The organism is Marinomonas pollencensis, assembly GCF_003387375.1.
Taxonomy (GTDB): domain Bacteria; phylum Pseudomonadota; class Gammaproteobacteria; order Pseudomonadales; family Marinomonadaceae; genus Marinomonas; species Marinomonas pollencensis.
Map to the genome: position 1 here is coordinate 188,742 of NZ_QUNG01000005.1, position 13,594 is coordinate 202,335.

General features: G+C 45.9%; 11 protein-coding genes. 5 read left to right on the plus strand and 6 right to left on the minus strand.

From position 1 onward, the window contains the following. Positions 1-170: 170 nt before the first annotated feature. Both DFP81_RS09290 and pdxR read right to left on the minus strand, forming a co-directional pair. Positions 171-506: a hypothetical protein gene (locus DFP81_RS09290; protein ID WP_115897496.1), complete on the minus strand. Its 336-nt coding sequence runs from the start codon at positions 504-506 to the stop codon at positions 171-173. Positions 507-747: 241 nt separating this feature from the next. Further along, positions 748-2,265, minus strand: coding sequence for a MocR-like pyridoxine biosynthesis transcription factor PdxR (gene pdxR / locus DFP81_RS09295; RefSeq protein WP_115897497.1), 1,518 nt, complete (start codon positions 2,263-2,265; stop codon positions 748-750). Between the two features lie 105 nt (positions 2,266-2,370). Between pdxR and DFP81_RS09300 the strand changes: the two genes are divergently transcribed. After that, positions 2,371-3,018: a pyridoxamine 5'-phosphate oxidase family protein gene (locus tag DFP81_RS09300; RefSeq protein ID WP_115897498.1), complete on the plus strand. Its 648-nt coding sequence runs from the start codon at positions 2,371-2,373 to the stop codon at positions 3,016-3,018. Between the two features lie 24 nt (positions 3,019-3,042). Here DFP81_RS09300 and DFP81_RS09305 read toward each other — a convergent pair whose 3' ends face one another. Beyond that, positions 3,043-5,904 (minus strand): FAD-binding and (Fe-S)-binding domain-containing protein, encoded by a 2,862-nt coding sequence (locus DFP81_RS09305; RefSeq protein ID WP_115897499.1) that lies wholly within the window; start codon positions 5,902-5,904, stop codon positions 3,043-3,045. 317 nt (positions 5,905-6,221) lie between these two features. Between DFP81_RS09305 and DFP81_RS09310 the strand changes: the two genes are divergently transcribed. Then, positions 6,222-6,995: an FCD domain-containing protein gene (locus tag DFP81_RS09310; RefSeq protein ID WP_115897500.1), complete on the plus strand. Its 774-nt coding sequence runs from the start codon at positions 6,222-6,224 to the stop codon at positions 6,993-6,995. A 25-nt stretch (positions 6,996-7,020) separates the two neighbouring features. Here the strand turns inward: DFP81_RS09310 and DFP81_RS09315 are convergent, their stop codons facing one another. Continuing rightward, entirely contained in the window at positions 7,021-8,337 is a 1,317-nt protein-coding gene (locus DFP81_RS09315) for an MATE family efflux transporter (RefSeq protein ID WP_115897630.1), read from the minus strand. A gap of 406 nt (positions 8,338-8,743) precedes the next feature. Here DFP81_RS09315 and DFP81_RS09320 point away from each other — a divergent pair, with 406 nt between their 5' ends. Beyond that, entirely contained in the window at positions 8,744-8,947 is a 204-nt protein-coding gene (locus DFP81_RS09320; protein ID WP_115897501.1) for a hypothetical protein, read from the plus strand. Further along, entirely contained in the window at positions 8,948-9,382 is a 435-nt protein-coding gene (locus DFP81_RS09325; protein ID WP_115897502.1) for a group II truncated hemoglobin, read from the plus strand. Here the strand turns inward: DFP81_RS09325 and norR are convergent. Then, entirely contained in the window at positions 9,379-10,965 is a 1,587-nt protein-coding gene (gene norR, locus DFP81_RS09330; RefSeq protein ID WP_115897503.1) for a nitric oxide reductase transcriptional regulator NorR, read from the minus strand. The two genes, DFP81_RS09325 and norR, sit on opposite strands and share 4 nt — an antisense overlap. A 210-nt stretch (positions 10,966-11,175) precedes the next feature. Here norR and hmpA point away from each other — a divergent pair, with 210 nt between their 5' ends. Then, a complete protein-coding gene (gene hmpA / locus DFP81_RS09335) occupies positions 11,176-12,369 on the plus strand; it encodes an NO-inducible flavohemoprotein (RefSeq protein ID WP_115897504.1) in 1,194 nt (397 codons plus the stop codon). A 49-nt stretch (positions 12,370-12,418) separates the two neighbouring features. Here hmpA and DFP81_RS09340 read toward each other — a convergent pair whose 3' ends face one another. Continuing rightward, positions 12,419-13,594 (minus strand): GNAT family N-acetyltransferase, encoded by a 1,176-nt coding sequence (locus tag DFP81_RS09340; RefSeq protein WP_115897505.1) that lies wholly within the window; start codon positions 13,592-13,594, stop codon positions 12,419-12,421.

Consider the following 13,594-nt stretch of genomic DNA (forward strand, 5'->3'; position numbering starts at 1 on the left):
CATCTTTACCATTAAAAATGCAGAACGAAAAATCCGGTCTAAACCGGGTATTTCAGCAAAGATGCTCCGCACACTGAAATCAGTATTACAAAGATCCCTACTTCATTAATTTATATTAACGAGGTAAGTTTCTTGTTGGATCACCTAAATCTGAAAAAGGGTGCTCTAAATCATCCCGTCGTGGGTCGTGCCGCAACACGCACCAGCTGCTCTTTTAAAGAGTCATCACGATTATTAAAGGAGGCCAGTATCTGGCGAGCTAGGTTGATATGCGCATTTTTGCACCAATATCTAACCAATAAACAGGTAATGCTTGCGCTCATAAACAGCACAAACATAAAAATAGGGGAGGTGAAGAAAGACGCTGGAGTTGGATAAGTAAGAAAGGTCACAACACAAAGCGTGCTAACGATAAACGACAGGCACAACAAAACCGTCAACCAAATAGGTGACATTTGCTGAGAAAGTAGGGCTTTCTTATGCAAAACTGTTTGTAGTGAGTCCAATTTTTCGTCCAAATTTATTAACTATTAACCGTGCTAAAACGGCGATCTCTGCATTACACGCAATTCTTGTGCGCGGAATATATCAAAAATTATACAATCGCACAAAGCGTAGTTTAGCCTTTGTCAGCCTTGTCTTCACGGCCTTTTTATAAAAAAGCCTCTTATTCATCATAAAGAAAGCTTATGCTGGCCATTCAACCTACGTTATAAAGAAAATTCCTTACAATTGTAAGACTAAGCATCACCGATTGTGGCTCAAAAACCACTTTTTTAGCACATTAATAGACTGGCGCATTGTTTCTATTGATGATCCACTGAAACCTAAAATAAATCCCTGCCTCTCATAACTAATTGAAAAATGATGAGTTAATGGTGATAAAACGACTCCTTCCTTTACTAAATCCTGAGTGATTTTCTGGTCCCATTTAATATCTTCCCGTGACCCTAACCAGGTCGATTTTATTTCTACCAATACGTGCATTCCACCTTGTGGCTTTTGCCATTCACACCACTCGGATAACTGCTCACTTAATAGTGTCAGCAGAGCATCGCGCTTTAAACGGTAATGTCGGCGCATACGATTTAGGTGCCGGTCAAAGCCACCTCGTTGCATAAAATCCGCCACCGCGGGTTGGATCGGCAAAGAAGCAGAAAAACCTATGGTGCGTTGGGTGTCACTAAGGTGTGCCAGATAAACCCGTGGTGCAACAATAAACCCTAAGCGTAACCCTCGGAAAAGCACCTTAGAAAAACTGCCCATAAAAAAGGTGCGATCCATTGCACCTTCATGCAAGGCCGCAGTTTGCATAAAAGGCACGTCCACTCGGCCTTGATAGACGAATTCATTGTCATAATCGTCTTCGATAAACCACCAATTCTCAGCACTAGATTGCAGCTTCAATAGCCATTGCTGACGGCGAGAAGGGCTCATATTAAGACCTAAGGGATACTGCCTATTTGGCGTCAACAGCGCGACATTAGTCGCCTGCTGCTTGGCACGCTTAGTCTTAAGCACCGTCGGCAATCTAGCACCTTCTTCATCTATTGGTAGAAAAGAAAGCGTCCCTTGTTGAGAAAGCACTTCTCGCAGCGGTGGATAAGTAGGGTCTTCAAGCCACCAAGAAAGGGCCGCTACCTCGCTGTGCGCTGACGGAGCTGCTATCGTCGCATTAGGCGTTGGCAAGGAGGCAAGCGCGTGATGCAATAAGATCAAACTATCTCGACTTCCTGCCGTGACGATAATTTGCTCAGCACTGCAACGCATGCCACGCACTCGGTAGAGATAATCTACAATGGCTACTTTGAGATCTGGCAATCCAGTGTGGTACTTGCCTTGCAATACTCCAGAGTCAGGGTTCAACCAACTCCTGCGCATGCTTGCTGCCCATTCTTTGTTTGGAAAAACCGCCACATCAACGCCGGAGTCGAACCGCCATGCTTGTGTTTGAGGCTCTTTTTCAGCCACTAAGCCCGCTGTGTCATGTCTCACTTGTCTTGCAAGAGGCTGAGCGGCCACAAACACACCGCGCTTTTCCTCACTTAGCAGAATACCTTCTGCCACGAGATGCTCGTAGGCTTTTGATGTCGTGCTCCGAGAGACACCTAATGTGCTGGCCAATGCTCGTGATGAGGGCAATTTATCGCCCACGGACAAGGCCCCAGAGACAATGCCTTGTTGAATTTGAGTCATCAGTTGTTGGTAATACGCCGCTCCATGGTTATCCAAAGAGAAACGTAAACTGGCGCTGGCGTGCTTCATATCTGGCCTGCTTTTTTATCTTCATTCTGGCTATTTTTATAAATACCAGATCACTTTAGAGTCTTGTTATAGCCAGTCACTCAACAAGAAACAAGGAGAGAAGCCATGCGCCAGTCATTAGAAACGCCCCTTAGTAAGGTAAAACGTGGACCCAATCGAGCACAATACGATGCAGAAACGGCCTTTCGAATCATAGATAACACGCTTATGTGCCATGTGGGACAGAGTAAAAACGGCCAGGTGTTTGTCACACCCACTTGCCATTGGCGTGAGGGGGAATACTTTTATTGGCATGGGCATGCGAAAGCGAGAAACATCAAAGCGCCGATCGATGACGCTGAAAAGGTGTGCATCAATCTTTGTCAGTTAGATGGTTTGGTATTGGCTCGCTCTGCCATGCACCATTCTGTTAACTACCGTTCAGTGACGCTATTTGGCGTACCTGAGTTGATCGAAGATACTGAAGAAAAAGTCCGTCAGTTTAAAATCTTCCTCGATAAAGTTAGCCCTGGTCGTTGGGATGCGCTCAGGCCGATCAATGACATTGAAATCAAAGCGACAGGCTTATTAAGAATCAAAATAGAAGAGGCGTCGATTAAAGTTAGAGCGGAACCTCCTGTGGATGACCCAGACGACAATGATTGGCCGGTTTGGGCTGGCGTAGTGCCGCTGCAACAGCAATGGGGGCCGCTAGAGCAAGACCCCATTCAAACTGAGTTATTTGACACACCCACGCCACCCGATGCCTTCTAGGATAGTCTTTTAGAGTACAGCCTCTTAACGGGGCTGGCTTAACTCATCCACCAGATACACGATGGATTGATAATCCAAGCCACTGTGTTCACTCAAGCCAATTTCACAGGTGCGGCTATTGGAGTAACCCGCGTCACATCCCGCTACCGCTTTGGGTAAGGTTTTCAGCGCGCTCGCGTTCAGTTCCGGGGTGGAAAAGCCCTTATCTCCAGCGAAACCACAACAAGTAATGTCTGGCGGAAGCACCACTTCATCAGCAAGCTGTTGCGCAAGCGAAACAAAACTATCGGCTAATCCCATACGAGTAGTACTGCAGGTAACGTGCACCGCAATACGAGCTGACTTTTTGCTGATCTGTAAATGTGGCAAAGCAAATTCATTTATAAACGACACCTGCTCGTACAGCTTCAGTTTCTCGTCCAAGGTTTCTTTCATACGCAGCAAACAAGGGCTGGTATCACAGACAATGGGATAGCGACCATTTTCACTGGCGGCTAATAACAATGTATTGAGGTCATTGGCTTTTTGCTCTGCGACAGCGAACTGCCCTTTACTCTGAAAAGCCAAACCACAGCAGCTACTTTCTACGCCGTCGGGAATAATCACTCGATATCCCGATTTGTTCAGCACACTCAACATCACTTCCATCACTGAACGCTGATCTTTCGATGCAGGGCTACTGCCCATTACTCGTGTGGCACAGCTGGGTAAATACACCACCGTAAGTTGGTCACTCTCAGTGGCGCTACAATCACTGTTTTCAAGCAAGGTTTTCAGAGGAATGGACGCCTTCGGCATAGTTGAACGCCACTTAGGTACGACACCGGCTGAGACTTTATTCGCAGCCCCAGTGAGTACTTTCATACCGGCATCACCCACTATGTTCTTCATGACTGATGCCGAAGCAAGTCCTAAGCGCGCGGTTTTTGTAACTCCTTCAAAGTGATCTCCAATCCAATATCCCACCTTACTATCTGGAATACGGTCGTGTCGCAGCTCTCGAGTTAAATCGCCAGTATTGATACCAACCGGACATTGCATAGAACACAGACCACAGCCTGCACAAGTATCAACACCTTGATAATCATAGTCTTTTTTCAATAGAGCTAAGCGCTCTGGCTGATCCTTTGTCACACTTAGACGTTGGATCTCACGCCAAATAACGATGCGTTGACGAGGGGTCAAGGTCAGGGATTTAGAAGGGCACGATGATTCGCAGAAGCCGCATTCTATACAAGTATCCACCTTGTCGTTTGCCTTGGGTAAGGGTTTCAAGTTTTGTACATGAAGGTTGGCATTGTGGGTCAAAATCACATCAGGATTGAGCAAGCCTTCAGGGTCAAATGCCCGTTTAATCTCCCACATAATGTCGTAGGCTTCTTGCCCCCATTCAAGGGAGACATAAGGCGCCATATTACGACCAGTGCCATGCTCAGCCTTCAGGGAGCCTTGGTATTTTACCGCCACTAACTGAGCTACTTCATCCATCAGTTTTTCGTAGCGGATCACTTCGGCTGGGGCATCAAAACCTTGGGTAAAAACAAAATGAAGATTGCCCTCTAAAGCATGACCAAACAAAATCGCCTCGTCATAACCATGTTTTTGAAACACACCTTGTAGCTCTAATACGCCTTCGGCTAATTGCTCAACGGGAAAAGCCACGTCTTCGATAATCACCGTTGTTCCAACAGGGCGAACCGCGCCTACAGCGGGAAAGAGCCCTTTACGAATTTTCCAATAGGAGTCGTAAATGTCTTTCTGTTGGGTAAATTCAATCGGATTCAAAGGCTCGCAGCCTGTCAGGGAAGAGGACACCAACTCAAGATTATGGGCCAACTCTTGGGCGTCTGCTGCGCGCACATCAATCAATAAGCCTGCGGCTTGATCGCCCAATGTTGTCAGCATGTCTGGCATTCCAGGCTTCCCTTCAACCGCACGCAAACCAGCACGATCAATCAGCTCTACAGCAGAAACAGGGGCACTTTTTAATGCCGTTACGGCACGGCAGGTTCTTTCCATGTCGTCAAAAAACAGCATGGCCGCGGCTTTAATAGGGTGATCCACGACGGTTTGATAAGTCACTTCACTTAAAAAGCCCAACGTCCCTTCAGAGCCAATCATCAGGTGCAACAGGATATCAAAGGGATCTTGGTAATCCACCAGGCTGTTTAGGCTGTATCCTGTTGTGTTTTTTAATCGATATTTGTGTCTTATTTTGTCGGCAAGCGCCGCATTTCCTCGGGTTTTTTCACCCAACCCTTTTAAGGTCGCCAGCAACTCCCCGTGGGTTTGGGCAAAGCTTGCCTTGCTCGACTCATCGGCTGTGTCGAGAAGCGTGCCATCGGCTAATAAAATTCGTGCGCTTTGAATGGTGTTATAGCTGTTTTGCGCGGTACCACAGCACATACCACTGGCATTATTAGCCGCAATCCCCCCTATCATACAGGCGTTAATGGAGGCGGGATCTGGGCCTATTTTGCGCTGAAAAGGGGCCAGCAATTGATTGGCTCGGGCTCCGATAATACCTGGCTGCAGCGAAATGATTTGCCCATGCTGATGAATCGCGTGGCTTTTCCAGTTATCGGAAAGCTGAATTAAGATGGAATCGGTTACCGCCTGACCAGATAAGCTCGTACCAGCAGCTCTAAAGGTCACAGGTAGCTTTCTCAACTGTGCCTCTTTTAATACCAAACGTACTTCTTCTTCGTTGTCCACGCGCACCACCAACTGTGGTACTAAGCGATAAAAGCTGGCGTCTGTGCCATAGGCCAAAGTCCGTAAAGGATCTCGTATCAAACGCGCCTCGTCTATGCTGTTCAGCAGCACACGGTACAGTGCTTCATAATGAAAGTCGGTATTTTTTGAGGCTAACAATGGAGAAGTCATAACAATGCATCCCAGGCACAAGGGCCAGCTAACTTTTTATTATTTTGGTTATTTAAACAGATAAATAACTGGACAGAGATAGGGCAAAAATAATAAATTGGTAATACCAATTTACCTTATAAACCTGAGCTACAATAAAAATCCCGACCACATTTGTCAACCTATAAGATACTTGAGAGTTAGAGGATTTTAGCGTCATTTTATATTGGTTTTACCACTTTTAATCTTATCAACAGGAAGCATTTCAAGCCGTTAATAAGACCAAAAGTGCTTCTGTAACTGGCGTTTACTTAACCACCATATGGACCAATAAGCCGATGGAAACCAATCGCTTTGCCCGTGTTAAACAGGCCAAAATCTCAGATATTATTATGCAGCAGTTAGAAAGCATGATTTTAGAAGGTAGCTTCACCCCAGGCCAGAAATTACCACCAGAGCGTGAGCTGGCGACACGATTTGAGGTTTCTCGCCCTTCATTAAGAGAGGCAATTCAGAAATTAATCGCCCGCGGTATTCTCTATAGTCGTCACGGTGGCGGCACCTATGTCTCAGAGCAAATAGGAAGCTCATTTGCCGATCCTTTGCACGACTTACTGAGCGCCCACGATGAGTTTTTATACGATCAACTTGAGTTTCGTGACGCGCTAGAAGGTCTGTCCGCGTATTATGCGGCACATCGAAGTACTGAAGCAGACAAAGCACGATTAGGCCAATGTTTTGAGCAATTAGAACAGGCCAATCGGCAACAGAATTTCGCCTTAGAAGCTAAGTTAGATGCAGAATTTCATATGATCATCGCCGAATCTGCGCACAACGTTGTATTGCTTCATACCTTACGCAGCTTATTTTCTATTTTAGCCAGCAGCATTTCGGCAAATTTAAAAAACCTGTTTGAAAAGAAAGCAGCACGTAAGCAAATTATGGATCAGCATCGCGCTATGTATAAGGCTATTATGTCAGGTGATGCGGAAGGAGCACGTAACGCTGCCCATGCTCACTTGGTGTTTGTGGAGGAAAATCTGCTCAAAATGCGTCAAGAGGAAACCCGTATCCAGCGCTCCCTCAGACGTAACGAGAGCCTCAAACCTTAATCACCTAAAGGCAACAGAGCAGCGACTAATTTGGCTCGCTGCTGCCTGCCTTATGAGTATCACTAAACCACACCCCTTTCTTCATATTTTGTAGGTAGCACCAATATAAGGTGACGCCACGAGCAATAAACAACAGCGCCTGGCTAAGCCATAATCCATGATTGCCTAACCCCTGAGTAACATACCAGACAGGGAAAAAGACGCCGATAACACACACTATCATGGTATTTTGCATCTGTTTAACACTCGTTGTACCAATAAATACGCCATCCAACATAAAGGACCAAATACCTAACAGAGGGAAGACAATAAGCCAGGGTAGGTACAGAGCTGCGTCCTCTCGAACAGATTCTACACTGGTCAAAAGACCTATAATTTGATTTCCAAATAGCCAAAATACAAAGACCAATATTAACGCCGCAAAGCATGCCCAATAGGTAGAAAGACGCAATACTTTTTGAAACGAAGCTTTATCCTTGCGTCCATAATATTCGCCACATAAGGCTTCCACCGAAAAAGCGAAACCATCTAAGCCATTGGAAATAATCATTAAAAATGTCAGCAATACCGCATTGGCAGCCAGAATCGAATCGCCCTGACGAGCGCCTTGCGCAGTAAAGAAGAGCATAACGAGTAACAATAAAATGGTGCGCACAAACAAGTAGCGGTTAACCCGAATCAAAGCCATGTATTCACGCCATTTTGCCAAGGCTTTAAGCGGTACATGGCCCTTAAAACCTTTTAGCTTATGCCATGCCAGCACGGCGGCGACAGTGACACCAATATAGTGTGCAATCACAGTCGCCCAAGCGACGCCATCGCTGGCCATCCCCAAGCCATACACTGCGGCATAGTCTAAGATCATGTTCGCAATATTGATGATCAGCAACATCCATAATGGGCCCTTGGAATATTGCACGCCAAAAAACCAACCCATTAATGCATAACCAGCCAATACCGCTGGCGCACTGTAAATTCGAGCTTCGCAATACAAACGTGCCCAAGGCTCCACATCGGCACTGGGGGCCATTAAGCGAATCGCCAAATCGATAATCGGCTGACGAAAGAGAATCAGCATTAAGCCAATGAAGACACCCATAAGAATGGACTGTAATAGCAACTCGCGAACACGCCGATCATCACCTTGACCTAAGGCTTGTGCCGTCAGTCCGGTTGATCCCATGCGCAAAAAGCCAAATGCCCAGAATAGAAAGCTGAAAATACTCGCGCCAATCGCCACTGCGCCAAGGTGCGTCGCGGTTCCTAAATGGCCAACAACAGCGGTATCAACCAATCCTAATAACGGCGTCGTAATATTGGATACCATAGGAGGCCACGCCATGCGCCAAATTTTTTGATGTAAAGCGGCATCGTTTTTATAAGAGTGGATAATCTGTTGAAAACTAAAAAAAGGCACCGAAATGACGTCCTTGTGGATACTTTAACTTCTGTGGATAAAAATACGGAGAGATTGCCTCGCCGGTTTTCTTTTCTGTGTGGGTAATTTACCTATTTATACACAAATAGCCACTTCAAAGCGGTATTTTTAACAGATTCTGCCTTGCTCAACGCCAGTTTTTCTCGATTTCTTCGTATTTTTGGGAATAAGTCATTTTTATAGAGAAAAAGTTATCCCATTAAATATTGTCTTTTTTTCTGGGATAACTGATGCTTTTTTCCACAATAAGGACTACAAGGTCTGAAAATTTTGCTAAACTCGCGCTTATTTTTTATGCACCGGAGACTCTATGAAAAAGCAACTTAGACCTTTAATCGAAGGATTGGCCGTAGGTTGTGTGTTTATCAGCATCACCATGCTGTTCCAAATTCCGCTCTATATGAGCTTTATTATTGGTGCATTAGCCGCAGTGGGTGGCTATCGTAATTCCATCAAGATGGATCGTGCTAAAAATGACAAAAAAGCCGATAGCAGCACATCGGATACAGAGTAAATGACAGACTCTTTTCGTCCACCTTATGGCGAAGGCGATGGAACATTGCAAGCCGTCGGAGGATTATCGGGGTTACAAACATTGGTCGAAACCTTCTATCGACTGATGGAAAATACGCCAGAATTTCGGCCGTTATTTGACATGCACCCCAATAATATCGAACTGACCATCGAAAAACTCGTGGCTTTCTTATCCGGTTGGATGGGAGGAGAACGTTTATTTTCGAAAAAATTTGGCCCTATTAGCCTACCGCAAGCCCATGCTCACTTGGTCGTCACTGAGAAAGAAAAGGCCATGTGGCTCAATTGCATGGAAGCGGCGTTAATAGAGCTAGGTTATCAAGACGAGCTACGGTCTTATTTGCTTACTCAGCTTGAGTTTCCTGCAGAACGGGTCCGTCAGGTCAGTGCCGCCCGCCATGGTCAGAGCGACTAACTTTTTATCGCTTTGCCTACACTAATGCCTAAGCGCTTCGCCAAGCGCGCTAGATTAGCGCGATCCATGGACAAATAGCGCGCAGCTTGCGACCAATTACCACCGCTAGCTTCTAATGCTCGACGAATTCTATCCTTTTGATAACGTTCAGTTTCTGCTCGTAAATCAATGGCTTCGACAAAGCTTTCTTGAGGGGGTTCTGAGTCAATTTCTTGCTTCTGTATCTGGTTTTTATAAGCAGGATCTATTTGTAACCCAGTAAGATGCTGAGGCGTAATAACGGTAATGCCAGTCGGCGCATCGGCTTTAGCAAATAACGCGGCTCGAGAAATCACATGCTCTAGCTCACGCACATTACCCGGCCAATGATAGGCTTCTAACAAAGAAATCGCAGCAGCAGATAATGTCAGTTGTTGAAGCCCTAGTTTGCGACGAAAACTTTCCGCAAAATAACCTGCCAACAATGGTACATCGCCACTGCGTTCTTTTAAGGCAGGCACTTGAATAGGAAACACACTAAGGCGATGAAACAAATCTGAGCGAAAGCGGTGCTCCGCTACTTCCTGTTCTAAACGACGATTAGTCGCAGCAATAATCCGTACATCAACTTTGCGGATTTCATCCTTGCCCACCGCCTGAATTTCTTGGTTTTGAATCGCTCGCAATAAACTGCCTTGCACTTCTAATGGCAGCTCACCAATTTCATCCAAAAAGAGCGTGCCACCATCGGCAAGCACAAACTTTCCTTCGCGGTCACGATCGGCGCCAGTAAAGGCTCCTTTTACATGGCCAAAAAGCTCACTTTCAATCAAGTTCTGCGGAATGGCAGCACAATTTACATACACCATAGGTGACTGGCTACGATGAGAGGCATGATGCAGCGAACGCGCCACCAGCTCTTTGCCCACGCCAGTTTCGCCTTCAATTAAAATGGCAAAGTCGGAAGGAGCAACCAACTGAATCGCTTGTTGCAGCGCTTTCATCACGTCACTTTGCCCAATCATTTCATGGCCATTTTTGCTTGTGGCTTGTTCACTCATGGCCTGCAGGGCGTGTTCTGCGCGTTGCGATTTCGTCTCTAATTGCTCCATTAACATCGCGGTATTTAGAGTCATTGCCGCCATGGTGCCAATGATCTCCAGTGCTCTGGAATCAATATCATCAAATACATTAGGGGTAATACTGTCTAACGTTACCACTCCAATAAGCTTGCCTGATAAATACAAGGGAACACCCATACATGAGTGCACTCGTAAATGCTCATCATGACCTAACACCATGCCGTCATAAGGGTCAGGCAAAGGAGAATCCGCAGGAAAGCGTACTGGGTAATGGCCCGCACAGATTTCCTTTAACCTAGGATGCTCGGTAATGGTAAAACGCCGTCCCATTAAGTCTTCTGACAAACCGCGCTGAGCGATCGGAGTCAATACACCGTGATGATGGATCAGCAATACCACCGCATCACAATTAATCGTTGCGCGCACCGCATAGACTAATTGCTCGAATCGATTCGCTTGCGTAACGGCGCTGGCCAGATCCAGTGCAAAACTCAGCAAAGCATTGTTTGAAACCTGATTCATCTTCTTCAACCTATGAAATCACTTTAATAGAGTCATTTTGACACAAAGGAAATAAAACGACCTATTTATATTTGTGTCAAAATGACTCTTTATAATTATGATATTTTTTAAGCAATTGAAATATATGGCTTTATTTTGTTGGCACGACTTTCGCTATAGAAAGAGTAATTAAGATTTAACAACGATATTTCTGTAGAAAGGAGCACCACCATGCTATCTCAAAAACACATAGACACAGTAAAAGCGACTATCCCATTATTGGCCTCTGCAGGCCCTGCTATTACTGAATACTTCTACAAACGCATGTTTACTCACAACCCAGAGTTGAGCGATATCTTCAACATGACAAACCAGAAAACAGGTCGCCAACCTGCGGCCTTGTTTAATGCGATTGCGGCTTACGCGACTCATATCGACAATCTGGAAGTATTAACCGGCGCAGTGATGCGCATTGCTCACAAACACACTAGCTTCAACATCCAGCCAGATCAATACGACATTGTCGGCCACCACTTGATTGAAACCCTGCGTGAACTTGCGCCAGAGGCTTTCACTCCTGACGTGGAAGAAGCTTGGGTAGCAGCTTATGCTCAATTAGCCGAAATCTTTATCAAGGTCGAAGGTGATCTATACGCGAAAAATGCCGCTGAAACCGGTGGCTGGAAAGATTTTCGTGAATTCCGTGTTGCGTCTAAAACAGCAGAATCTGAATTGGTTACTAGCTTCGTTCTAGAGCCGGTAGATGGTAATCCTGTAATTGACTATATTCCTGGCCAATACTTAGGCATTAAAGTGCACCCTAAAGGCAATCAGTATGATGAAATTCGCCAGTATTCTTTGTCTACTACTGCCAATGGCAAAAACTACCGCATCAGTGTCAAACGCGAAGGGCGTGATGAAATGGCCGGTGTGATGTCTAACTATCTGCATGATCACATCAATGTTGGCGACATTGTCGAAGCGATGCCACCAGCAGGTGACTTTGTTTTCGAAGACAAAGCAAAGCCGGTTGTACTGATCTCTGGTGGCGTTGGCTTAACACCGATGCAAGCCATTTTGGACACACTTGCCAAACAAGGTTACAGCCAGCCAATTAGCTACTTACATGCTTGTGCTCACGAAGGTCAGCATTCTTTTAAAGCGCATGTAAACAGCTTTAAAGCGCAGTTGCCTCAACTGTCTGTTCATACTTGGTATGAGCGTGCTAACGAAACAGAAGAAGGTGTGTACGAAGGCAATATGCAGCTGGCAGACATCAAAGACGCTTTGCCATTAGCCGATGGGGAGTTTTACCTTTGTGGGCCAGTTGGTTTCATGATGTTTGTTAAGCAGCAGCTACTGACATTAGGCGTGGAAGCCGACCGTATTCATTACGAACTGTTCGGCCCACACCAAGACGTTTAAGCCATCTTTATCGTGGCATTCTTAAGCATCAGTCTGGCGGGCGACGAGCTTAGTGAGACTCTTGCTTAAACGGCAACAAGGCGTGAGTATCTTGATGGTACTCGCGCACCGCTTCGGCTTCTTCCTCACAGAAGTTCCCAATCGCTTCTCGAAACCCTGAATGAGCAATGTAATGCACACTGTAACTAAAGACAGGTTCAAAGCCACGAGCAATCTTGTGTTCCCCTTGAGTACCTGGATCGAAATGCTGTAACCCTTTTTCTAAGCAGAACTCGATACCTTGGTAGTAACAGGCTTCAAAGTGCAGGCAATCCACTTCTTCCATGCAGCCCCAATAGCGCCCATATAAAGAATGGTCGTCAAAGAAACACCACGAGGCAGCAATCGCTTCGCCTGCTCTGTAGGCCTGCACCAAGAGGATTTGATCGCCCATGGTCTCGGCCAGCAAGCCAAAGAATTCTCGCGTCAGATAACCTTGCTGACCACGTTTAGCATAAGTTGATTGATAACACAGATAAAAGAAGTCGATTTCAGCGGCCGTCAGTTCATTACCCAGAGTACGGGTTAAGGTCACGCCTTGTTTGACAACCTTATCTCGTTCTTTGCGCGCCGCTTTACGCTTACGACTCGAGAAGTGCGAGAAATAGTCATCCATGTCGCGATAATCACGATTAAACCAATGAAACTGACAGGAAATACGCTGTAATAGAGTTTTATCGTGACGAAATAAGTCAGCGTGTTCAGGCTTAGTAAAGAGCAAATGCCAGCTTGAAAAATGACGCTCTTGATTGGCGTCCGTCATCAGTTTCGCCAATGCAGGATACATATTGGCAAAGTCGGCATCGTCACCTTTTGGATCAAGGTGAGAGAAGATTCGCAGCCCAGTGACAGGAGAAAAGGGAATCGCCCAAATGCGCTTAGGGTAGTATTCCATACCATAACGCTGGTAAGCATCCGCCCATGACCAATCGAAGACAAACTCGCCTTGTGAGTGGATTTTAAGATAAGTTGGGGCAATGGCTAATGGTCGATCCTCGCCCAGCTCATCTGCATCAGTAATCAGCAGGTATTCTGGGTACCAGCCGGTGCCTTCACCAATACTACGACTTTGTTCCAAAGCGAGGTGAAAGGCGTATTGCGCAAAGGGATAACGGGTCTCACCAATAGCCGCTTGCCAGTTGGCTTCACCTATCTGGTCAACGCGATTAAACCACTGCGCTTTCAT